The organism is Streptomyces sp. NPDC001868 (assembly GCF_040297125.1).
Classification (GTDB): domain Bacteria; phylum Actinomycetota; class Actinomycetes; order Streptomycetales; family Streptomycetaceae; genus Streptomyces.
The window spans coordinates 182446-205713 of sequence record NZ_JBEOYO010000005.1; the positions used below are offsets into that span (position 1 = coordinate 182446).

19 protein-coding genes are annotated in these 23268 nt (G+C 73.0%); 6 read left to right on the forward strand and 13 right to left on the reverse strand.

Annotated features, from left to right (window positions below):
• The first annotated feature begins 104 nt into the window (after positions 1–104).
• A complete protein-coding gene (locus tag ABT147_RS08625; RefSeq protein WP_351403494.1) occupies positions 105–815 on the forward strand; it encodes a FadR/GntR family transcriptional regulator in 711 nt (236 codons plus the stop codon).
• 119 nt (positions 816–934) lie between these two features.
• Here ABT147_RS08625 and ABT147_RS08630 read toward each other — a convergent pair whose 3' ends face one another.
• Positions 935–1996, reverse strand: a complete 1062-nt coding sequence (locus ABT147_RS08630) for a MerR family transcriptional regulator (RefSeq protein ID WP_351403495.1) — start codon at positions 1994–1996, stop codon at positions 935–937.
• Between the two features lie 322 nt (positions 1997–2318).
• Between ABT147_RS08630 and ABT147_RS08635 the strand changes: the two genes are divergently transcribed.
• From ABT147_RS08635 to ABT147_RS08645, 3 genes are all read left to right on the forward strand, one after another.
• Positions 2319–3206 carry a DUF3152 domain-containing protein gene (locus ABT147_RS08635; protein WP_351403496.1) on the forward strand — a complete coding sequence of 296 codons (888 nt, stop codon included), beginning with the start codon at positions 2319–2321 and terminating at the stop codon, positions 3204–3206.
• 181 nt (positions 3207–3387) lie between these two features.
• Entirely contained in the window at positions 3388–4275 is an 888-nt protein-coding gene (locus ABT147_RS08640; protein WP_351403497.1) for an ATP-grasp domain-containing protein, read from the forward strand.
• A 117-nt stretch (positions 4276–4392) separates the two neighbouring features.
• Complete coding sequence (locus ABT147_RS08645; protein ID WP_351403499.1) at positions 4393–6780, forward strand: ATP-binding protein; 2388 nt, start codon at positions 4393–4395, stop codon at positions 6778–6780.
• Here ABT147_RS08645 and ABT147_RS08650 read toward each other — a convergent pair.
• The 12 genes from ABT147_RS08650 to pgfA form a co-directional block, all read right to left on the reverse strand.
• Positions 6758–7267, reverse strand: coding sequence for an ATP-binding protein (locus ABT147_RS08650; RefSeq protein ID WP_351403623.1), 510 nt, complete (start codon positions 7265–7267; stop codon positions 6758–6760). The two genes, ABT147_RS08645 and ABT147_RS08650, sit on opposite strands and share 23 nt — an antisense overlap.
• A 5-nt stretch (positions 7268–7272) precedes the next feature.
• On the reverse strand, positions 7273–8199 hold the full coding sequence (locus tag ABT147_RS08655; RefSeq protein WP_351403500.1) for an MEDS domain-containing protein: 927 nt from the start codon (positions 8197–8199) through the stop codon (positions 7273–7275).
• Positions 8200–8547: 348 nt separating this feature from the next.
• Positions 8548–9153 (reverse strand): hypothetical protein, encoded by a 606-nt coding sequence (locus ABT147_RS08660; protein ID WP_502983052.1) that lies wholly within the window; start codon positions 9151–9153, stop codon positions 8548–8550.
• Positions 9113–9952, reverse strand: a complete 840-nt coding sequence (locus tag ABT147_RS08665) for an FkbM family methyltransferase (protein ID WP_351403502.1) — start codon at positions 9950–9952, stop codon at positions 9113–9115. The genes ABT147_RS08660 and ABT147_RS08665 overlap by 41 nt, the downstream gene beginning before the upstream one ends.
• Complete coding sequence (locus ABT147_RS08670; RefSeq protein WP_351403503.1) at positions 9949–10251, reverse strand: Trm112 family protein; 303 nt, start codon at positions 10249–10251, stop codon at positions 9949–9951. The genes ABT147_RS08665 and ABT147_RS08670 overlap by 4 nt, the downstream gene beginning before the upstream one ends.
• Positions 10248–11165 carry a hypothetical protein gene (locus ABT147_RS08675; RefSeq protein WP_351403625.1) on the reverse strand — a complete coding sequence of 306 codons (918 nt, stop codon included), beginning with the start codon at positions 11163–11165 and terminating at the stop codon, positions 10248–10250. The genes ABT147_RS08670 and ABT147_RS08675 overlap by 4 nt, the downstream gene beginning before the upstream one ends.
• 15 nt (positions 11166–11180) lie before the next feature.
• Positions 11181–12002 (reverse strand): class I SAM-dependent methyltransferase, encoded by an 822-nt coding sequence (locus ABT147_RS08680; RefSeq protein WP_351403505.1) that lies wholly within the window; start codon positions 12000–12002, stop codon positions 11181–11183.
• The gene (locus tag ABT147_RS08685; protein ID WP_351403506.1) at positions 12002–13633 is read right to left on the reverse strand and encodes a condensation protein; all 1632 of its coding nucleotides are present in this window, start codon (positions 13631–13633) and stop codon (positions 12002–12004) included. Before ABT147_RS08685 ends, ABT147_RS08680 begins: the two co-directional genes overlap by 1 nt.
• Positions 13630–18126, reverse strand: coding sequence for an alpha-(1->3)-arabinofuranosyltransferase (locus tag ABT147_RS08690; protein WP_351403626.1), 4497 nt, complete (start codon positions 18124–18126; stop codon positions 13630–13632). Before ABT147_RS08690 ends, ABT147_RS08685 begins: the two co-directional genes overlap by 4 nt.
• Positions 18123–18803: a class I SAM-dependent methyltransferase gene (locus ABT147_RS08695; RefSeq protein ID WP_351403507.1), complete on the reverse strand. Its 681-nt coding sequence runs from the start codon at positions 18801–18803 to the stop codon at positions 18123–18125. The genes ABT147_RS08690 and ABT147_RS08695 overlap by 4 nt, the downstream gene beginning before the upstream one ends.
• 152 nt (positions 18804–18955) lie before the next feature.
• A complete protein-coding gene (locus tag ABT147_RS08700) occupies positions 18956–20107 on the reverse strand; it encodes a glycosyltransferase family 4 protein (protein WP_351403508.1) in 1152 nt (383 codons plus the stop codon).
• Between the two features lie 237 nt (positions 20108–20344).
• Positions 20345–21322, reverse strand: a complete 978-nt coding sequence (pgfA, locus tag ABT147_RS08705; protein ID WP_351403509.1) for a cell envelope lipid trafficking protein PgfA — start codon at positions 21320–21322, stop codon at positions 20345–20347.
• 242 nt (positions 21323–21564) lie between these two features.
• Between pgfA and ABT147_RS08710 the strand changes: the two genes are divergently transcribed.
• Together ABT147_RS08710 and ABT147_RS08715 are read left to right on the forward strand one after the other, a co-directional pair.
• On the forward strand, positions 21565–21723 hold the full coding sequence (locus ABT147_RS08710) for a hypothetical protein (protein WP_351403510.1): 159 nt from the start codon (positions 21565–21567) through the stop codon (positions 21721–21723).
• Between the two features lie 3 nt (positions 21724–21726).
• Complete coding sequence (locus ABT147_RS08715) at positions 21727–22968, forward strand: PucR family transcriptional regulator (protein ID WP_351403512.1); 1242 nt, start codon at positions 21727–21729, stop codon at positions 22966–22968.
• Positions 22969–23268 lie beyond the last annotated feature (300 nt).

Consider the following 23268-nt stretch of genomic DNA (forward strand, 5'->3'; position numbering starts at 1 on the left):
CCGGGCCACTGACGCGGACCCGGTGTTACGCTCCCGGCGAGCTCTCGAAGAGCTACGCGGACGCGCCGGAGGAACCGGACGATAACCGGACGATAGGGGGAACCGTGAGCGACGCCCTGCGCCCCATGGCCAAGCAGCGGCTCTACGAGCAGGTTCTCGACCGGCTGCGTCAGTACGTCGCCGAGGGCGGGCTGAAGGCGGGGGACCGGCTGCCGCCCGAGCGGGACCTGGCCCAGCGGCTGGGGGTGAGCCGGGCCTCGGTCAAGCAGGCCATCGTGGTGCTGGAGGTCCAGGGCCTGGTGGAGGCGCGGCACGGCGGGGGCACGTATCTCGTCCGGGACAGCCTCGATGTCGAGCCGGTGGAGGAGATGGTCGAACGGCGTCGGCGGCTGCCCGATGTGCTGGAGGCGCGCGAGGCGTTGGAGACCAAGCTGGCCGAACTGGCCGCCGAGCGCCGCACGGAGGGCGATCTGACCGCCATGCGGGACGCGCTCGCGCACATGGCCGGGGAGATCGAGCGGGACGGGCACGGCATCGAGGGCGACCGGCTCTTCCATGCGGCGGTCACGGCGGCCGCGCACAGCAGTCTGCTCGCCGAGTTCATGCGCTCCATCGCCGACCAGATCGCCGAGAGCCGCACCGAGTCGCTGCGCCAGCCGGGCCGCCCCGGGCGCTCCCTCGCCCAGCATCAGGCGATCCTCGACGCCATCGCCGCCGGGCAGCCCAAGCAGGCGGCCACCGCGATGCGCCGCCATGTCCGCACGGTCGCGAAGGTCCGCCTGCTGGACTGGGACCCGGGCGACCCGCCTTCCTGACCGGGGCCGGGCCAGGCCCAGGCCCCGGGCGTGGACCCGCACTCGGCCCCAGACCCGCACTCGGACTCGGCCCCGCGCCCGCCCTCAGGCCCGGGCCCCGCCCCCAGGCGCCAGCCCGACTACACGGCCTCCCTCCCCACCACATCCGCCACCACGCAGCTCACGTTGTCCGGTCCGCCCGCCTCGTTCGCCGTGGTGATGAGGGTGCGTACGGCGGTCTCGGGGTCGGGGGTCGTGGAGAGGGTGTGGCGGAGGGTGGGGTCGGGGACGACCGTGGAGAGGCCGTCGGAGCAGAGGAGGAAGCGGTCGCCGGGGTGGGCGTCGTGGAGGCGTAGGTCGGGGGTGGAGATGGACTCGTCGTTGGTCAACGCCTTGAGGAGCAGGGCGGGTTGGGGGTGGGTGGCCGCCTCCTCGGGGGTCAGACGGCCCTCGTCGATCATCGACTGGACGACGGTGTGGTCGTGGGTGATCCGGAACAGCTCGCCGTCGCGCAGCAGATACGCGCGGGAGTCGCCGATGTGGACGAGGGCGAGCTGTGAGCCGGTCCAGAGCATCGCGGTCAGGGTCGTGCCGTCGTCCCCGGTCGCCACGTCCCGTACGGCGGCCCTCGCGCCCCGCACCGCGTCCTCCAGCAGGTTCAGCACGCCGCCCGCCGGGAGGCTGTCGCGTTCCAGGGTCTTCAGCGCCTCCACGGCCGCCGTGCTCGCGGGCGCCCCGGCCGGGCCGAAGCCGTCGGCGACGGCGAGGACACGGGTGCCGGCGTAGGCGGTGTCCTGGTTGGCGGCGCGGACCAGGCCGGTGTCGGAGAGGGCGGCGTAACGGAGTTCCAGCATCGGGGTGTCCTCCTCGGACGTGTGGGTGAGGTGGTCCACGAGGAAGGCCGCCAGGTCGCGTCGGGTCGCCGTCTCGGCCTCGACCCCGGCCCAGTAAGCCCGGATCTCCCGGGCCGCCGGACCCGGCTCCAGCGCGCACACCGTACGGATACGGGCCAGCGGCATACCGAGCCGGCGCAGCCAGGCCACCAGCCGGGCCTGCTCCAACTGCTCGGTGGCGTAGTAGCGGTAGCCGGTGTCCGGGTCGACGCGGGCGGGGCGCAGGAGATCCAGCTCGTCGTAGAGCCGCAGTGCCTTCGGTGACAGCCGGCAGGCCTTCGCGAAGGCCCCGATCGTCAGCATCTCCATGACCCCTCCTCGTTCCACGCTCGATGCTGGGGCTTCACCGAAGGTGAAGGTCAAGCGATGGTGTGGAGCTGCGCCGATCATCCGTTATCGTTTCGTGACCGACTCGGCCACATCCGATCACATACCGATCACACTCTGAAGGAACATGAGCGCGCACAAGGCAACACCTTCCGGCACTCACACCCGTAGTGGCACCCGCCGTCGTGGGAGCGGCTCGGAGCGTGCCACCGCGCAGGGCTCGGCCAGGGGGACGGCCGGGAGAAGAGGGAACGGTTCGGGGCGCCGGAGGAAGGGGCCCGCGCGACGGGGGCGGGGGCCGCTGTTGACCGGGCTCGGCGTCGCCACGGTGCTCGGCGTCGTCGGATTCGCGGCGGCGGGCTGGACGCCCGGCGGCAAGGAGGAGTTAGCCGGACAAGCGGGGGCCGACGCGTCCGCCTCGCCCTCACCCTCCCCCGAGCGCTCCCGGCGCTCGCCCGATCCGAGCACGAGTTCCAGCGCCGGTGCCGGTGCCGGTGCCGGTTCCGGGTCCAGTTCGGGTGCCGGCTCCGGTGCCGGTTCCGACGTTTCCCGGAGCCCGTCCTCCTCGCCCAGCTCGTCACCGAGCGGGTCGCGGTCGCCGTCCTCCAGCGGTTCCCCGGTCACCATTCCCAGGACCGGGCCGGGCACGTTCACCGCGGCCTCCGGCGGCAGCGGCAAGGTGGGGCAGGGCACGCCCCTGCGCTACCGGGTCGAGGTGGAGAACGGGCTGTCGCTGTCCGCCGCGCGCGTCGCCGACGAGGTGGAACGCATCCTCGCCGACCCGCGCGGCTGGACCACGGACGGGAAGTCGGCCTTCCAGCGGGTCTCCGGCGGCGCCACCGACTTCGTCGTCAAGGTCGCCACCCCCGGCACCGTCGACGACATCTGCGGCCAGTTCGGGCTGAACACCGGTGGCGAGTTCAACTGCAACGTCGGCGACAACGTCATGGTCAACCTCGAACGCTGGGAACGGGCGACCCCCGTCTACGCCAAAAACGTCACGGCCTACCGCGCCCTGATCATCAACCACGAGGTCGGCCACTTCCTGGGCCAGGGCCACGTCACCTGTCCGGGCAAGGGCAAGCCCGCCCCGGCGATGATGCAGCAGATCAAGGGCATGAAGGGCTGCGTGCCCAACGTCTGGCCGTACGACAGCGAGGGCCGCCTCATCACGGGGCCGTCCGTACCGTGAGCGCACGCGCGGAAGCCCCTTCCCGCCTCGGCCCCCGCGGTTGTTAGCCTGCGCCGGAGACCCGACCTCCGAAGCTTCGGCCTCCGGAGACCCGACCTCCGAAGCTCCGGCCTCCGGAGGCCCGGCCTCCCGGGCAGCCGCCCGGAGCGCGCACCCGCAGTCGTACGAGAATGGAGCCCCCGTGGCCCGCACAGCCGCCCCCCGCATAGCCCTCGCCACCTATGACCCGGGGCCCAGGACGAGTCACGACCGGGATCTGCCGGGGCTGGTGCGGGCGCTGGGGGAGGCCGGGGCGGACGCGGTGGCCGTGCACTGGGACGACCCGGCCGCCGACTGGGCCGGCCACGACCTCGTCGTCATCCGGTCCACCTGGGACTACAGCTGGCGCGCGGCCGAGTTCGTGGCCTGGGCGGACAAGGTCGGCGAGGCCACCCGGCTCGCCAACCCGGCCGAGGTCGTGCGCTGGAACACCGACAAGCGGTACATCGGGGACCTCGCCGGGGCCGGGGTGCCCGTGGTGCCGACGGCCTATCTCGCGCCGGGCGACCCCGTGGAGCTTCCGGAGGCGCACGAGTACGTCGTGAAGCCGACCTCCGGCGCGGGCGCCCGGTTCGCCGCCCGGTACACCCCCGACCGGCGCGAGACCGCCGTACGGCATGTCGAGCGGATGTACGCCGAGGGGCTCACCGCGATGGTGCAGCCGTTCGTGACGAGCATCGACACCGAGGGGGAGCGGGCCCTGCAGTTCTTCGGCGGGCGGCTGCTGCACGCCAGCCGCAAGGGGGCGGTGCTCGCACCCGGCACGGCGTACGACGCCGACAAGATCGCCCACCCGGACCTGGTGCCCTGGACCCCGACCGAAGCCGAACTCGCCGTCGCCGAGCGGGCGTTGGCGGCCGTACCGGGCGAGCCCGAGCTGCTGTACGCGCGCGTCGACCTCGTCACCGGGGAGGACGGGCGGCCGTGCGTGATGGAGCTGGAGCTCGTCGAGCCGAACCTCTTCCTGTGGCTGCACCCGGACTCGTCGCCCCGCGTGGTCGAGGCGATCCTGGCCGCCGCCACCTCCTGACCCCGCGAGCCCCCCTCACCCGAAGAGGCGGGAAATCCACGAAGCGCGCGTCCCGCCCGTACCCGCTGCCTACCCTTCGGGGTTACAACAGCGCGTACGGGAACCACAACTGAGGGCGTGACCAGGGTCGTGGGCGGATCGGAGTCGCGGCGCACTTCCGGTTTCCCGGCGGAGCTGACGAGCTTCGTGGGGCGACGGGACGAGGCGGCCGATGTCAGACGGTTGTTGTCGGCGGGCAGACTGCTGACGCTGACGGGACCCGGCGGGGTGGGCAAGACCCGGCTCGCCGGACATGTGGCGGGACAGGTCGCACGGGCGTTCCCGGACGGCGTGTGGCTCGTCCCGCTGGCCGCGCTGAGCGACGAGGCGTTCGTCCCGCACGCCGTGAACGACGCGCTCGGCGTCCGCAACGAGACCGTACGGCCCCCGCTGGAGATCCTCGTCGACCATCTGCGCGAGCGGCGGTTACTGATCGTCCTCGACAACTGCGAGCATCTGCTGCGCAGTTGCGCGGTCCTCGCTCAGGCCGTGCTGGCGGCCACCGAGGGCGTACGGATCCTCGCCACCAGCAGACACCGGCTCGGGCTCGCCGGGGAACAGCTCTTCGAGGTGCCGCCGCTGCCCGCGCCCGCGCCGGAGGAGCTGAGCCCGTCCACGGGTTCGTCGGCGGTCGAGTCCTTCCCCGCGCTGCGGCTGTTCGCCGACCGGGCGGCGGCCGTGGTCCCCGGCTTCACCGTCGGCGAGGCGAACCAGCAGGCCGTGGCCCGGCTCTGCCGGCGCCTCGACGGGCTGCCGCTCGCCATCGAACTGGCGGCGGTCCGGGTGCGCGCCCTCGGCGTGGACCAGCTCGTCGAACGCCTCGACGACCGCTATCAGCTCCTCACCTGCGGCAGCCCCACCTCCGCGCCCCGCCACCGCACCCTGCGCTCCGCCGTCGACTGGAGCCATGAACTGTGCACCCCGCAGGAGCAGTTGGTGTGGGCGTGGCTGTCGGTGTTCGTCGGCGGCTTCGATCTGGCCGCGGCCGAGGCGGTCTGCGCGGGGAAGGACGCCGGCACGGGGGAGCGGATCGACCCGTGCGCCGTCCTGGACGCCGTCGCCGGGCTCGTCGACAAGTCGGTGCTCGTCCGGGAGGAGCACGCCGGGCAGGTCCGCTACCGGCTGCTGGTCTCCCTGCGCGACTACGGGCTGGAGAAGCTGCACGGCCTCGGCGAGGCGACCGACACCCGGCGGCGGCACCGCGACCACTTCGCGCGCCTCGGCGCCGAGTACGAGCAGGCCTGGTTCGGCCCCGACCAGGCGGAGATCACCGAACGGATCCGGATCGACCAGGACAACTTCCGGGCCGCCCTGGACTTCTGCCTCACCACTCCCGGCGAGGCCCAGCACGGGCTGCGGCTGGCCGCCGGCCTCTGGTTCCACTGGGTCGCGGGCGGTATCTGGGGCGAGGGCCGGCACTGGATGGACGGTGCCCTGCGGGCCGGGGCCCGGCCGGACGCGGGCCTGACCCGCGCCATGTGGGCGGGTGCCCTGACCTCCCTGGTGCACAGCCGCTCCGCCGCCGTCCTGGCCGGCCTCGACCAGGTGCGCACCGCGGCCGCCGCCGACGGGGAACCCCCGGTGCCCGCGCCCCCGCCCGTACCGGCCGGGGCCCTCGCCCCGGGCCGGGCCCGCGCCTCCACCGCCTTCGTCGTCCTCACCCGCGTCGAACTGGCCTGCACCCTCGTCAGCCGGGGCCGCGCCGCCGAGGCGATCCCGCTGTGCGCCGAGGCCGTCGCCCTCTGCGAGGCACACGGCGAACAGTGGGCCCGCTCCTGGGCGCTGCGCACCCTCGCCCTCGCGCACTGGTCGGCCGGGCAGTACGACCGGGCCGCCGAGCACGCCCGGGCCTGTCTGCGGCTGCCGTACACCGTGCGGCAGCACCAGAGCCTCGCACGCACCCTCGATCTGCTCGCCGCCGCCGAGGCCCTGGCGGGCGACGCCGAGCGGGCCGGGGTGCTGCGCGGCGCCGTCGACCGCATCTGGCACGACATCGGCGGCAACCCCATGGACACGCTCCAGCCGGGCGGCCCCCGCACCGCCGAACACCCCGCCCGTCACACTCCCGGCGACCCCGCCTACACGCTGGCCCACCGCCGGGGCGGCCGTCTGACACCGGAACAGGCGGTCGCGTACGCGCTGGGTGAGCCGTGCGAGGGGGCCGCCGCGGTCGTACGGACGTGTGCCGCCGCGACCGTGTGCGAGGGCGCCGCCCCGGCCGGGAGCACCGCCGGCGCGGCCCCGGCGGCGAGTGCCGATCCCGGCCCTGACCCGGTCCCGCTCACCCGCCGTGAACTCCAGGTCGCCGCGCTCGTCGCGCAGGGCCGCACCAACAAGCAGATCGCCGATCACCTCGTCATCGCCCGCCGCACCGCCGAGGGCCATGTCGAACGCATCCTCGTGAAGCTCGGTTTCCACAATCGCAGTCAGGTGGCGGCCTGGTTCAGCGCGCGAGCGGGGTCGTAGCGGGGGCGGTCGTGGTGAGTGCGGTCGTGCCGAGGGCCGTCGTGTCGGGCGCGGTCGTGCCGGGGGCGGGCGGTTGCGGCACCGACAGGGGCACGGGCAGAGGCACGGACAGGGGTACCGACAGGGTGGCCGTGGTACCTCGGTGGGTGCCACGCAGACGGATACGGCCCGCACCCGCACCCGCACCGGCACCCGGGCCGGCGATCAACGACTCGGCGAGCCGCAGCCCGTGCCCGGCGGACCGTCCCGGCGTGGGACCGGGCCCGCTGTCCGTCACCTCGCAGCACAACTCGCCCTCCGCCACCCGCAGTTCGATGACCCCCGCCCCGCCCCCATGGACCACGGCGTTCGTGGAGATCTCCAACGCGGCCTGCACGAAAGCACCCTTGACGGCGGCGCCGAGCCGGGACCGCAGGGCCGCCTCCTCGACCAGCGAGCGCACCAAGGGGAGTTCGGATCCCCCGAACTCCATCCGCAGCACCGGCATCGCGCTCACCCGGCGCCCTCCTCGTCGTCTTCCCCCTCCACCTCCACGCTGACCAGCAGCTGGGGCACCTCGCCGGCGCCCAACTGTTCCAGCACCAGCCCCAGCAGCTCGCCGCAGCGCACGGTGACCTCGCTGCCGGCCGGGAGCGACGCGGCGAGGCTGATCAGCTGCCAGGCGCAGTGGGCCTCCATGAAGCACAGGTCGCGCAGGTCGAGGACGAAGTGGCTGGGCCCGGAGTCGTCACGGTGCTCCAGCGCCTCGCGCAGGGCCTCGACGAACTCGGTCCGTGTGCTCAGCTCGGCGGTCCCGGTGATCCGCCCGCCGTCCGGGGTCTCGGTGACCTCCAGGGAGTCGAGGCGCTCCATGACCCGCAGCGGGTGCACCTTGCCGACGCGGCTCGTCAGCTCCTCGTCGAACCGCTGGCGGTCGTACCAGCAGATCGCGGTGAACAGCGGGTCCGCGAACAGCGGCGCCACGGACGCCTCGTAGTCCAGCAGCCGGTCGTGGCCGAGGTTCACCCGGGGCGCCCAGCTCATGTCGGCGGTGACCCGCAGCCCCGCCCAGCCCTCGTCACAGGCACGGTCGACCTCGGAGGCGTACGCGTCGATCGTGCGCCGCTCCTGGAAGCGGCCGTCGGGGACGTAGATCTCGGTGTTGCGCTTGAGCGAGAGCTGACCGCCGGCCCGCGCCGCCACGACCTGCCCGCTGCCCCGGTCCAGCAGCGCGACCACCTCGTCGTCGCTCAGATCGTCCGGGTCCATGACCAGCAGGACCTTCTCCCCGCGCGCCAGGCTGGTCCGGGTGTACGCGGTGAACACCTTCCACGGCGACTCCCCGGCCCCCTCGATGTCACCCGGCCCCATACACGCGTGATCCCCCAGCCGCAGCCGCTCGACGGGCACGGTTCGCTCCGCGCGGTGCTGGGTCGTCATGGGACAGCCTTCCCGTGAGGATCAGGACTCCCCACGGACAGTAGGCCCAGCGCCGCCCCCAACGGCCGGATGATCGCCAATCTTCTACTCGGGCGGCTTTGGGGGGCATTTGGGAGCGGTTGATGAAGTGGCTGATCGATCGTGCGCGTGACCTGACAGGATGCGATCAGGTGGTGTTTTTAGGGGCGCGGGGCTGGATCGATGTGCGGCCCGGTGGGGGCTGGTCGCGCAGTTCCCCGCGCCCCTGAGCGACCCGGGCTCACCCCATGTTTTGAAGGGGCGCGGGGAACTGCGCGAGAAGCCCCCACCGGACCCGCACCCGCGCACGCACCCAGGCCACCCGAGCTCTCAGGCGACCCTCTGCAACAACCCCCACGTGAACTCGGCGACACACTCCCGCACGACCCCCGCCCCGTCAGGCGCAGCGAACCGCAGCCCCCACCGCGTGGGCGCCGTCCCCTCCATCGGCCGCACCGGCGCGAACGCCCGCGCCACCTCGTCCACCGTGCACGACCACGGCGTCAGGTCACCGACAGCGCGCAGGTCGGGACCCGCGGCCCCCGGAGCCCGCACGAGCCACTCGTTCCACACCGCCCCGTTCGGCGCGAGCAGCACCTCGAAGCGGAGGTCGGCCCACAACGGCACCGGCCACAGCCACGCCTCGCAGTCCAGGTCGCCGATCCTCCGCGCGGTCACCGATTCCGGCGTGCCCAGGACCGACCGGTACCGGGCGGCCGACCCCCGCCCCCGGGGCGACCGCACCATCGCCTGCCACCGCCGGTTCGCCTCCCGCATCTGGGCGAGGGAGACGCCCAGCTCACGCCGGGCGTCCTCGACGAGCCCCGGATTGTGGTCGGCCATCCGGCGCAGCAGGACGAGCTGGAAGTCGAGCGGGGTGAACGGACCGGAGGGCCTATCGGGGCCCGGGCGCTTCGCGGAGGACATGCGGTCCATCGTCGCGTACGGCGCCGGACGCGGGGGGCGGCTCACCCGGGCGGCGCCCGTCCGGCAGGAACAGCACCGAGTTGACGTACCGGGGCCCGCCGAACGGCAGGACGCGCCGGAGCAGCCCGTCGGACGCCACATGCGACGTACGCGCCTGATGGGCCTCCAGGCGTGCCGGGACGAGGGGGAGCCACGTCCCGGCGGGCAGGACCCAGCCGGCGTAGCCGAGGCCGGCGAGGAGGTCGACGACCGGGGTGATCGGCTGGATACGGGCCTCCAGTTCGACGAAGAGGGCCGGGCGGTCGCGGACCAGGAGGCCGGACGCGCCGCGCAGCACGGCCAGTTCGTTGCCGTCGACGTCGATCTTGACGAACCCGACGTCCGTCAGGCCGAGGCCGTCGAGGGTGACGCAGCGGACGTCCAGGGCGCGGGCGTGGATGTCCCGGCGGACCAGGGACGACACACCCCGTCCGCCGTCGTCGCCGGACGGCAGCCAGAGCCGGGCCGTGCCCGGGCGGTCGGAGGCGGCGGCCTGGACGACGCGGACGTTGGCGGGGGCCGAGGCGGTGAGCAGCCGGGCCAGCCGGGGCACCGGCTCGACGGTCACCACGCGCCCGGCCCGTCTCGCCAGCCGCCGGGTCCAGGGGCCGTACCAGCCGCCGACGTCCACCGCCGTGCCGCACCCCGGCGGGCACAGCTCGTCGAGCCGGGCCAGCTCCGGTTCGAAGCGCGGGTAGACGAACCGGGCGGTAGCGGCGATCAGCCGGTCCGGGAGGAACGGCGCGAGCCGCGCGGCGAGTGTGGTCATGACCCCAACCTCCGGAGAAGTGCCTCGTGTTCGTCCTCCGTCACCTGCTCGCCCGACGACGGCAGCAGCTGCGGAATGCCGTCGACGATCGGGTAACGGCGGTGCAGCCGGGGGTTGTAGAGCGACTCCGACGCCTGGACGGCTGCGTCGGTGGCGTCCGAGGTGTCGGTGGTGTCGGTGGCGTCGGTGGTGTCGGAACGCCTTTCCTCTGGCTGTTCCTCCTCGTGGACCACCAGGTGCAGCGGCCCCTTGTCCAGCGGGCACGCCAGGATCCGGAGCAATGGGTCGTCGGGGTTCATGGAGGGGTCAACTCCTTGGCCGGTGCGGAGGATTGGGGCGCCGACGGCGCGGGACTGTCGTGCTTGGGCATGCTCAGCAGTACGGCGACCGCCAGTACCGTGCCCGACAGCCGCAGCGTCAGCCGCAGCGGGTCGTCGGGCAGCGACTCCCCGAACGACAGCGTGCCGAGCACCGCCGTGAACAGGCAGGTCACCGTCGTACAGACCGGCACGATCAGCGAGGCCCGGCAGCGCTGCAGCGCCGCCTGTGACATCACCAGACCGAACGCGCCGGTGAAGAGCAGGAGATACGGGTACGGGGAGCGCAGCAGACCGACCACCGCGTCCCCGAGGCCACTGGTGGTCAGATAGCTCGACACGCCCTTGATCGCGAGCGAGCTGACGCCGTACAGCAGGCCCACCGCCACGCCGTACTCGACGCCCGTGGTCGGCAGCCGGTGACGGTGCCGGGCGCGCCGCTCGGCGGACCGGTAGAGCCCCACCCCCGCCGCCAGCGCGGGCAGACAGATCGTCAGGACCAGCGCGTACGGCGCCTGCTGGCTGACCGTGTCGGAGCCCTCGTCCAGCGACAGCACCACCATCAGCAGCGCGGCGAGGATGGCCCCGAGGGCGTACCGCTCCCGGCCCGTGGTCTCCTCGCCGAGCAGCCGCGCGGACAGCAGGACGAGCAGCACCAGCCCCGAGACGAAGATGCCCTGGGCGGCGGCGATCGGCAGCGTCCGGTACACGGCCAGCTGCGCGGCGAACCCGGCGGCCAGCGACAGGGAGCCCGCGATCCACAGCGGGCTGCCGACGACCTGCCGCAGCAGTTTCACCGGCTCCCGGACCGTCACCTGCGGCATCGCGGTGAGTGCCCGTTTCTCCAGGACGAATCCGGTGCTGTACAGCGCGTTCGCCAACAGGGCCGCGGCCACTCCCCACCACATCGCCTACATCCTCCGTGCGTGCAGCAGCAGGATCGACGCGGCCGAGGGGGCCGCGCAGGCCAGCCGGTCCAGCGGACGCAGCGGACGCGGTACGCCGTGGAAGGGCGCCCCGCGCAGCCGTACGACCTCGAAGCCGGACGCGGCCACGAACTCCCGTAGCGCGCGGGCGGTGTAGAGCCGAAGGTGGCCCACGACCTCCGTCCCGGGGCGGCCGTGGATGCCGCGCAGGCTCACCTCCGAGAACACCGGCTGGACGCCCGCGAGGAGCAGGGCGCGGTTGTACCAGGCGGCGAGATTGGGGGTCGACAGCATCAGATGGCCGCCGGGGCGCAGGACACGGCGGATCTCGTCGAGGGCGGCGTCCGGGTCGACCAGGTGCTCGATGACTTCGCTGAACAGGACGGCGTCGGCGGACTCCGACCTGAACGGCAGCCCGCCGTCGGCGAGTTCACCTCGGATCGCGTACGGGACGCGGGTGCGGGCGCGTCTGAGGGCGTCCTGGGACCAGTCGACGCCGATGATGCGGTGGCCGGGGAGGAGGGGCGCGGCGGTCGCCGCCGCCGTGCCGTCGCCGCAGCCGATGTCGAGGATGGTGCGGGGGCCTGCGCTTCCGGCCGCCGGGCCGAGGGCCGTCGCCAGCATGCGGGCCTGGGCGAGGCTGCGGGGGGTGCCGGAGGCGACGGGGACGGACGGGTCCTCGTAGAAGTCCCGAAGTCCCTTGAGCGGGGACTGGGTTGGAGCCGGTGTCGGGGTCGGGGTGGGTGTGGGTGTGGGGGTCTGTGTCGGGGGCTGGGCGGGTGACGTGGTCGGGGTGGCTCGCGGCATCACTCGGTGTCCTCTGCCGTCGCGTGCAGATAGTGCTCGAAGAGGTCGCGGAGGTGGGCGCCGTCGCCGTGACTGAGCAGGGCGCGCGACCAGCGCAGGGCCAGATGGAGACGGCCCGCCGTGGAGGCGGTCGTGACGGTGAGGCCCCGGGGCATACGGGCCGGGGCCGAGAACCAGACGGCGTGGGCGCGGCCGGCCTCCTCGCCGAAGTCCAGCGCGTAGGGGACGCGGCCGATGTTGCTGAGGAGGGTCGTCGAGGTCCAGGGCGCGGCGGCTCTGCGCAGGCCCCTGGTGAGGGCGGCGCGCCACGCCACGGGGACCACCGGGGCGGTCAACAGGGAGGCACTGTGGCCCAGTTGGGGGCGTGGGGCGGACTTCAGGGCGCGGGTGCGGTCCGCCGTGCGGTGGAGGAGCGTGGCGAGAGGGGTGTGGGACGGGTCCAACTCGGCCGGTGAGAAGGGGACTTCGACCAGGCGGGTGCCGTTGCCTATCGGCATGTCCGTGTCCCTCGGGCGGTCGTCCACGGGCATGGTGATGCGCAGGGGGCGGGGGTGGGCGCCGTGTTCCCGGTTCCAGTGGGCGAGCATCAGGGCCGTGGTGACCATGAGCTGGTCGTTCACGGTGTAGGGGGCGGACTTCGGGCGGCGGGGGACGGGGAGTTCGGTGACGAGCAGGCCGTTGCCGGGGGAGGGTTCGGGGGTGCCGGGGGCGACTCGGGCGGGGCGGGACCAGTTGGAGGGGGCGTCGGTCTCGGCCGGGGTCGGTTCGGTCTGGGTGGGGGTGGGGCGGATGGGTGGGGCGGTGGGGGCGTTGTCCTTGCCGCCGTACAGCTCCGCTGCGGTGGCCAGGATGCGGAGGCAGGCGGGGCCGTCCAGGGCGGTGTGGTTGATGGTGAGGAAGAGGACGGTGCGGGTGCCGGTGTTCTTGCCTGTGCCGGTGTTTCTTGGGCGCCCGGGGGTGGGGTCGGCCGGGGGTTGGGTCCGCTGCTCGGCGGTACGAGGTGCCGCTGCGCCCACCCTCCCCCACTCTCGACTTCGCTCGAGCGGGGGGACCCCCATCGCCCCAGCGGCACGATTGCCCGCAGCTACGTCAGCGGGGCGGTTGCCCGCAGCTACGTCGGCGGGGCGGTTGCCCGCAGTTACGTCGGTGGGGCGGTTGCCCGCAGTTGAGACGGTGGGGCGGGAGGCGTGCCCGACGTCGTCGCATGCCTCGCTTCCCACCGCCGGTCCCGCTCCCTCCACCACCTCCAGGCGGATCGGCGGGGACAGTGTCAGCGGGGGTGCTTCGATCAGGGCCCTTGTGCGTGCGTCCCGTAGGGCGTGTGGGCTGGCGGGGAGGAAGGCGACCACCTCCACCTCCGGCTCCGCCGTCAGCTCCCACTCGTAGCGGCGGCGGTACCACCGGCCCGGAGCCTCGCGCATGAGGATCCGGGGATGGTGGCGGAGGGCGGCGGTGAAGGCGGTGCGCAGGCGGTCGGGGTCGAGGCGGCCGGGGAGGTGGACCTCGATGTGGACGGTCTCGGGCTCCTCCTCCTGGAGACAGTGCCGGGACACCTCGTCGACCACGGGGAAGGGGATCCGGACGGGCCCGGGCGCGGCGTCGTCCCGTGCGGGGTGGTGCAGTGCCGTCATGCCGGGCCCCCCTTCCCCGTACCGCCGTCGTCGTTGTCGGCCGCAGGCGGAGACGGCGGAGGCGGCGGAGGCGGCGTCGCCTTGGACTTCGGCTTCGTGAACGGAATCCGCCGGGTCGGGGTGTCCGTGTCCGTCGCCGTGGCCGTCTCCGGGTCCGTCTCTCCTTGCGGGCTCCCCGGCCCGCGCGCGGAGATCGTCGGGCTCGCCACGGACCCGCCGCCCGCACTCACGCCCGTTCCCGCACTCCCGCCGGCTCCCGGCCCGCCGTTCAGCGTCTTGTCCACCCGCCGCCGCTGCGGCAACGGCGCCGTCGGTGCCGTGGCCCCCGGCGGTACCTCGAACCGCCGTGTCGAGCCGGGCCGTTCCGGCGCGGTCACGGCATCCGCGCCCACACTCACCAGCGCCGCGAACAGCCCGGTCAGCGCGAGGAGTTGGGCCACATGACCGAACGCGCCCTCGTCCGCCGCGACCGGCTCGCCCGCTCCGAAGGCGGCGGCGAGGCCGGCGCCGGCCAGGGCGAGGAAGGCGATCGGTACGAGCAGGGTGTGCCGTTTCCAGGCGAGGAGGGCCAGCAGCGGGACGAGGAGGGCGAGGAAGCCCGCGATGACGATGCCGACGACGGTGAGGGCGATCGTGCCGAGCCAGAGGCCGGGGCCCGGCGGGATCGGCTGCGGCGCGTCGGGGTTGGGCTCCCGGCGGCGCCAGAGGGCCAGCCCGATCAGGGCCGCGAGGCCCACACCGGCACCGATCAGCCCGGCGTCGTACGTCACGGACGGCTCGTACGACAGCTTGACCGTGCCGCCCGCGCCGCCGGGGACGCGCCAGCCCTGCTGCCAGCCGTCGAGCCGCACGGGGGTCAGCTCACGGCCGTTCAGGGTGGCCTTCCAGCCGTCGTTGAAGTTCTCGTACGTCGTCAGGTAGGAGGCCGCGCCGTCGCCGACGGTGACCGCGCGGCGGTCGCCGAGCCAGTCGCGGATGCCCAAGTCGCGTCCGCGGACGGCGGGTTGGGCGACCGAGCCCCGGGTGAGGGTCATGGTGGTGACGGCCAGGGCGCCCGAGTCCTCGGACTCGACGGTGTGCCGGTCGTCAGCGTCCAGCTGCAACCCGCCCCCGGCGCCGCTGCTCTGGCAGAGCGTCAGCTCGATCGACCGGCGCTCCACCAGGTCCCGTACCGTCCCCTTGGCGCTCGTCTCGTACGGCGTCCCGTCCACCTCGACGGCCGGGCCCTCGCCGCACGGCAGCTCGAAGTCCCGGGTCGGGGCGGGCTGCGGGGTGCGGAACTGGTCGAGGGCCGGGATGTACGCCTCCGTGAGACCGACCGGGAGTTGCAGGTCCTCGTCGGCGACGGGGTTGTGGACGGTCAGCGGGGCCGTCTCGGTGATGGTGATGTCGAGTCGGTCGGTGTTGATCGGGTCGAAGCGGACCCAGCCGTTCTCGTCGACGGCGGCGATGACGGCACCGTCCGGGGAGCTGATCTCGACCTGGGTCGGCCGGGTCGACAGGCCGCCCGCCGGGGCCAGGACGAGCGAGCCGACCGGCCACTTGTCCTTCCAGCTCAGGTGGATCGTCGGGTCGTCGCCCGCGATCCACGCCGTGGTCAGGTCCCCGTCGGTCAGATTGCGTGGCGAGAGCCCGGCTCCGAGGGAGGCCGTGGACTCGGCGGTCGCCATGATCTGGGTCTGCTGCTCGGGCGCCACCTTGTACAGCAGTTTGTCGAGTTCCTCGCCCGGCACGGGGACGGCCGTCGCCTTCACCTCGTACGTCCCCGCCGTGGTGGTGGCGAACGTGCGGTGCAGGCCGGGCTCGGTGCCCGTGGGGGAGAGGCCGGTCGGGTCGGCGGCGCGCTGGATCGAGACCAGCTCGGCGGAGGCCTCGGCGTCCTTCGCGTCGGTCGGCAGCCGCAGCATCCGGGTGACCTTCACACCGGGGATGTCGACCTCGGCGAAGCCCGCGCCGACGATCCCGGCGTGCCGCCGCGCCGAGTCGAGGATCGTGATCTTCAGCCAACTCGTCTCGCCGGGACGGGCGTTGACCGTCTGCGTCGAGCCGTCGGCCTGGAGGTTCGTGGAGCGCGAGCCCCGCTCGGTCTCCACCTTGATCCGCGTCGGCGCCGACCGCACCCCGTCCTGCGGCAGCGGGGTGACCTCGAACGTCTCCGGGATGTCCTGCTTGCCGTCGAAGTCGATCCGCAGCCACTGCCCGTTCGCCGACCCGGCCGCGCCCTCCGCCCAGGCGGTGTTCCGGTCGCCGTCGAAGGCGTTCACCGGGTCGTACTGCGGCAGATGGAACAGCCAGTTACCGCTGGTCGAGGCCGTCACCGACTCGGCGCCGCGCAGCTCGGCCACCGTCTGGTGGTCGAGCCCCGACACCGGCAGGATCTGTTTCGGCTGCTCACCGGCGTTCTGCACGCTTCCGCTCGGGTTCCGCTCGTTCGCCGTATACGTGTACGACGTGTTGGCGTTGACCAGGCCGAACCGGGTGTCCGCGCGCCGCAGTCCGTCGCCGACCACCTGGACGGCCGGGGTGCCGAGACCGGGGTGGTTGTCGCCGGTCAGCACGGTGGCCCGGTCCCGCAGCTCCGGGTCGGCGGCCAGCGGCAGCAGTGACTCGGGCCCGCCGGAGACGACGGCGGTGTCCGCGATGGCCTTCAGCCCGGCCTGCCCGGGACGCGGTACGTCCTCGGTCGGGCGGTAGATCTCCACGGCCCGCTGCCGCGCGTACAGCCCCTCGACCTGGAGTGGGGTGCCCTCGGCGATCCGCCCGCCGGTCATCGTCGGCCCGAGCCCGGTGACCCGCTCGTATCCGGACTGCTCCAGGGTCCGCTTCACGGTCGTGGTCGGTACGGAGCCGATCTGGTCGGGGTCGAGGTCGTTGCGTACGACGACGTAGTACAGCCCCGCCCGGCTCAAGTAGTCGGCCAAGCCCGGGACTTCGCCTCCTGTCAGCAGCGCCTGCTCGACGGCGTCCATCGCGCGCCGGTTGCCGGGGGTGCCGAAGGGCACGTAGTCGCGCTGCGCCCAGCGGGACTCGGCGAGCACGTCGAGCGGCTGGTCGACCGTCGTGCCCCAGGTGTAGATGCCGTGCGCGGTGGCGGGGACGACCAGGGCCCGTGAGTCCGGCGAGTACTTCTCCAGCCAATCGGCCGTGGACTGCCAGTACTTGGGCAGTGCCTGGAACGAACCCGGTTGCAGCACCGACCCGTTGAGGTACGGCCACAGCAGCCCCGGGATCACCAGCACGGCCGCGATCAGCGGTGCGAAGCGGCGCCCCCGCACCCGGCGGGCCCCGTGCGCCCGTACGGCCACTCCCACCAGATGCGCGAGCCCGAGGACCAGCGCGAGCGCCAGCCCGGTCTGGAACTTGTAGATGTTCCGGAAGGGCGCGAGCCCCGAGTTCAGCCAGTCCTGGACCACCCCGTGGAAGGGCGCCCCGAACGCACCGCCGTACCCGGCGAGCGTGATCAGCGCGACGACCAGCACGGTCAGCACCAGCCACCGCCGCTCGGGCATGTCCCGCCGCGCGAGCCCGGCCAGCCCCAGCCCCGCCGCCAGCGCCGACGACAGGATCACGATCACCGAGGCGGCGACGGACCACCCGGCGGGCAGCCAGGCCTCACCGAAGTGCAGATACCCCACCCAGTTCCCGGCACCGCGCAGTGCCTCGGTGGCGGACATCGTGGCCGTCGTGGTCTGCGAACTCTCCACGTACGGGAGGAAGTTCTCCCCGTGCACACCGAGCAGCAGCAGCGGGACCACCCACCACGCGGTCGCCAGGATCACCCCCGGCACCCACCACGCGATCAGCCTCCGCTGTCTGGTGCCCGGTGGCCGGGTGAGCAGATACAGCCCGACGGGCAGCAGCGAGGCCAGGGTCGCGGTCGCGTTGACCCCGCCCATGAACGGGATCACGAGCGCCGACCGCAGGGCGGCCACCCGCGCGCTGTACCGCTCGTTCGTCAGCGGCAGCAGCACCCACGGCAGGAAGGCCCCCGGCAGCGCGGCGGCCGAGGTCGATCCGACGACGGTGGTGAACACCGGCCACAGCGCATAGGCGCCGGCGGCCAGCAGCCTCGACGCGGAACTCCCGACCCCCAGCCGCTCCGCCAGCCGCAGCGCACCCCAGAACGCCACCGACACGATCAGTGACAGCCACAGCCGCTCGGCGAGCCACACCGGCAGTCCGACCAGATCGGTCAGCCCGTAGTACGGCAGCATCGGCCACAGGTAACCGACGTACTGGTCCGCGATGCCGCCGAACCCGCCCCGGTCGTGCCACAGTTGGCCGAGGTCGGAGACGAACTGCCAGGGGTCGGTGGTGACTCCGAGCTTGGTGTCGAAGGTCTGCCGCCCGGGCTGCGCCGCGACCAGCAGAACGAACACCACGGCCCAGAACCCCAGCAGCCAGCGCCGCGACCGAGGGCCCTCGGGGGGTCCCTCGGTCGTGCCCGCCGGCCGTACCGGCGCGGGAGGTGGAGCCTGGACCGTGCTCGTCATGGTGGACACCGCCGGAGGATGAGGAGAAGGTTCCAGGTGGCGAACTCACGCAGTCCCGGCGCCTTCACGACGGTCTCCGCGAGAAACGGCCAGTAGCGGGAGCGCGCCGACACGACGGTCACGTCGTCCCGGCCGCGCACCTGCCGCAAAGTGCGTCCGATGTGCACGGCGAAGAGGTTCTCGCCGAGGGTGTGCTTGGCGTCCTTCCCGGTACGGCGCCGATAGCGGGCCCGCGCCCGCTCCGCCCCCAGGTAGTGCCAGGGCGCCCACTCGTGCCCGCCCCACGGGGACAGCCAGTTCGTGAACGACACATAGATCAGCCCACCGGGCCGGGTGACCCGGACGAGCTCACTGATGAAGGTCGGCGGATCGGCCACATGCTCCAGCACATTGGAGGTGAAGGTGACGTCCGCGACCCCGTCGGCCAACGGCAGCAGATACCCGTCGGCGACGACGGCACCCTCGGGCGGCTTCGTCCCCAACTCCCGTAGATCCGGCTCGAAGAGATAAGCCTGCGCACCCCGCCGCCGGAACTCCTCGGTGAAGTACCCGCTTCCGCCCCCGACATCGACCACGGTCAGCCCGTCGACGGGTCCACCGCCGTACGCCTCGACCTGATCGACGGCGTCACGGGCGAGCAACGCGTAGCAGTACTCGGGGTCGTCCTGCTCCCGCATGAAGGCTCGGAAGAGGCTGATGGAGCGACGAAAAGAGGGATCTCTAAAGGGAGCGCCGGCTGCCGCGCCCCTGAAGGGGCGCGGGGAACTGCGCGACAAGCCACGACGCACCCGCAGCCGCCAACGACCATCCGAGGCACCCCATTTGGCGCTCAAGGCGTCCAACCCCGCACAGCCTCCGCAGCCACCGCCCGAAACTGCCGAACAGTCCGCTCCCACCGATACTGCGCGGCCCGCTCCCGCGCCGCCTTCCCCATCAGCACCCGCCGATCGGTCGACAACGCGAGCGCACACCAGGCCGCGGCGAAGGAGGACTCCCCCCGGGCCAGCACCCCGGTCTCCCCGTCCACGACGGAATCCCGCAGTCCGGGCACATCGAAGGCGACCGAGGGGGTCTCCCGTACGGCGGCCTCGGTGACGACCAGCCCCCACCCCTCCACCGCGGAGGGATGAAGCAGCAACCAGGCCGCACACAGCAGCCGATGCTTCTCGACCTCGGACACATGCCCGGCGAACTCGACCCCCGGCCCGGCCATCGCCTCCAGCCGTGACCGCTCGGGCCCGTCGCCGACGATCACCAGCCGCCCGCCCGTGACCGGACGGACCCGTTCCCACAGCCGCAGCAGCAGATCGATCCGCTTGTACTCGACCAGCCGCCCCACCGCCACGAACAGCGGCTCGGGCGACCGCTCGGTACGCGGCCCCGGTTCCTCGACCCCGTTGTGCACGACCCGTATCCGCTCCCGCTCCACCCCGATCGAGCGGAGCGCGCCGGCGGTGGACGAGGACACGGCGACCAGGAGGTTCTGGCGCTGCGCGGCCGTCAGCGACCAGTGTTCGAGTCTTCGGCCGAGGCGCGCGACGGGCGCCAGGGCGCCGCCGAACCGCAGCTGCCACAGATCCGTGTGCACATGGTTGACCAGGCACATCGTGGGGCCGTGGTGCCAGAGCGGCGCGAGGTAGGGCATGCCGTTGCACACCTCGACGAGGAGGTCGCAGTCGCCGACCTGACGGGCGAAGGCCGACTTGGCACGCAGATGGTGGCTCAGGTCGCCGCCGGCCGACACGACGCGGTAGTCGCGGTAGGCCGCCGGGCCGCCGCACAGCAGGGTGACCTGGTGGCCGAGCCGGGTCAGGCCGTCGGCGAGCCGGTCGACGAGGAGCTCGGAGCCCCCCGCCGCCGGATTACCGAGGTCACGGCGGGCGAGAAAGACGATACGGCGTGGCTGTGGGGGGCCTGCCGACCGATGCCGGTCGAGGCGCGGAAACACCTCGACCAGCGAGAACGGCACGTGCTGGGGCATGGGTGCTCCAACTCGTCTCGGGGTGCGGAACTCAGCGGGGAGAAGGACGTTCGCTGTGGGGGATGTTCCGGTGCGGAGGGGTCCGGGTGGGTCGTGCGGGTCTCTCGTTCTGTGGGGTGCTTGTCGGCGGGGTGTGGGTGGGCTGTGCTCGGGTGGGGTGGACAGTTTTCGCCCAGCGGTTCGAAGCTGCTACTCACCGGCGTGACAATTTCCGGGGTTTATTGAACTGACGCCCTGTCACATCGTGATCGGTTCCTGGGACGACTCGGGCGTATCGGGGCGCCGCCTGCCGCGTACGACCAAAACGGCGCCCACCGCGGCGAGGACGAAACCGAGCACAGCGGTACCGATCGGCACCGTCAGCCCCACCAGCCGCAGCAGTCCGCTGTCCTTCTCCGCCTGGTCCACCGCGAACTTCTGCGTCGCCGGGGTGAACGCGAGCTTCCGGCTGTCCAGCAGCACGGCCGCGTCCTCGTCGCCGCCGGGCGCCCGCAGGGTCCGGCGCGGCCCGGTCTGCGCGTACAGCACACGCCCCGTGCTCTGGTCGACGACCAGTTCGAGACCGTGGTTGGCGTACCACTCCTCGGCGAGCACCTGCGGCCGGTTCGGCTCGTCGACGAGGGCGCCGGGGACGAGTCGGGTGCCGGTCTTGGTGGCCGGAACCTTCGCGGTGAAGCGCAGCCCCTCGTAGCCCCGGATCTTCTTGCGGCCCTCGTAGTGGAGCGTCACCGTCCCGCCGAGCGTGTTGTCCCACCAGCGGTAGGAGCGTTCCTGCACATCGAAGGGGAACTTCAGGTACGCCTCGCCCTCGATGTACGGCTTCTCGTCGCAGCAGTGCACCGGCCGGTTGGTCTTCCGGTCGCTGACCCAGCGGTGCGGGGTGAAGTCCAGGGCGTCGTGCGGGTCGGCCGCCGGCAGTGACTTCTCGGTGTCGACCGAGGTGATCACGTCCCACACGGCGGCCCCGCTGCGCTCACTTTCGGCCACATCTCCGCGTACCCGCTGGGTCACGGTGATCTCCTGGTCCGGCACGGTCTTCACCTGCTCCACGTCGAAGACGCTGCCCGTGCCGGCGTAGACGGCGGTCGTGTCGATGTCGATCGGGTTCACGGCGGCCCGTGGCTGCACGTACCAGGCCAGCAGGGGCGCGAGGACCAGCAGAAACGTGCCGAGGCCCAGTAGGACCAGGGAGAGCGGTGAGGCTGTACGGCGCATCCGGGCACTCCAGGGGGCGTTGGGAGGTGCGGCTCGGGCAGGCGCGCGGCAGAGGCGACGCCCAGGGAACGTGCGCGTGCGGACGGGGCGGGGCAGGGGGCTGCGCATCGGGCTACCGATGGGTTGCGTATGGGCCGGGAACCGTAGGCGGAGTCTTGACGCAGTGTCAATGCATTGCTGACACTGGGTCCGCGGGGTGCCCTGGGTGGGGACGACCTGTCGACCGAGAGGCTGCCCCTGCGATGTCCAGACTGCTCGCCGCCGCACTGACCATGGTGGCCGCCGCCGCTCTCGCCGTGGGGGCCGCGCTCGGCATCGTCGCGCTGCTCGACGCGACCCCGGACCAGCCGAACACCCCGCTCATCACGTACGAGAACGCCGGTCAGGATCAGGGGCGCTGAGGGGTGACCGGAGTACCGGCAACCGTCACCGTCCGCTCCGCCTGGCACGACGTGCCGCGGCTCCAGGTGCGGGAGTTCGCCGCGATCGCCATGGCCGAGGCCCCCGCCCTCGCCGAGGAGATCCTGTGCGAGATCCGCCGGGAGTACCCGCATCTGCCCGTCGTCCTCGACGACTCCGGCGAACCGATGGCCCTCATCGGCATCCGGCGCGCGATCGAGGTCTTCGTCCAGCACCTGGAGACCGCCGAGGGCCGCCCGCGTGTCCCTCCCGGCGTCTTCCAGGAGTTCGGCCGCGGCGAGGGCCTGAACGGCCGCAGCCTCGACTCGCTCCAGGCGATCTACCGCCTCGGCGTACGCCTCGCCTGGCGCCGCTTCGCGGAGATCGGCCAGCGCGTGGAGATCCCGCCGCCCGCGATGTACGAGCTCGTCGACGCCGGTTACGAGTATCTGGACGGCCTGGTGGACCAGTCGGTGCGCGGCTACGCGGAGGCGGCGGCCCGGCAGGCGGGGGAGCGTCTGCGGCTGCAACGCCGGCTGATGGAACTGCTGTTGGCCGAGCACCACAGGGGCGACCCGGCCGACGCGCTCACCGAACGCGCGGCCCGGATCGGCTGGACCCTCCCGGAGAAGGTCGCCGTCGGGGTCCTCTTACGCCCCGCCCGTGAGGCCATGGCCCCCGCCGTCGGCCAGGGCGTGCTGCTCGACATGGAGTACGAGCAGCCCCGTATGGTCGTCCCCGAACCGGACGCGGCCGGCCGGCCCGAACTCCTCCACCGCGCCCTGACCGGCTGGTCCGGCGCGATCGGCCCGCCGGTGCCGCTGGCCGACGCGGCGAAGTCGCTGCGCTGGGCGGAGGCCGCCGTACGCCTCATGGAACGCCGGCTGCTGCCCGGCGGCGAGGTCCTGCACTGCACCGAGCACACCGAGGCCCTCGTCCTCCTCCAGCCCGAGGAGCTCATCGACGACCTCGCCCTGCGGTGTCTCGCGCCGCTGGCCCACTGTGGCCCCACGCACGGCCGCCGCCTCGCCGAGACGCTCCTCGCCTGGCTGGAGACGCGTGGCGGTGCGCCCGAGATCGCGACCCGCCTTGGTGTGCACCCGCAAACCGTTCGGTACCGTCTCCGGCAGATCCGTGAACTCTGGGGCGACGAGATCGACGACCCCGATCGCCGCTTCGAGCTGGAGCTGGTGCTGCGGGCGCAACGGTTGCGGGGGGAGCTGGGGGATCCGCGCGGGCGGCGATGAGGGCGCCTCGGGGGGCGGGGGTGCGGGTTCGTTGGCGGGTGCGGCTCCGGTGGGGCTTCTCGCGCAGTTCCCCGCGCCCCTGAAAAGCAGGGGCTGCGCCCCGTGCTTTTCCCCCGCCCGGCCGTCGTTTTCAGGCCCGCCCGGCCATCGTCTTCAGGCCTGCGGGGCCATCGTCTTCGGGTCTGCGGGACCGTGGTCTTTCAGGCCCGCCAGGGCCTGAAGTTTTTAGGGGCGCGGGGAACTGCGCGAGAAGCCCCACCGGGCCGCACTCGACAACGCCGCTCCGTGGTGGACGAAACC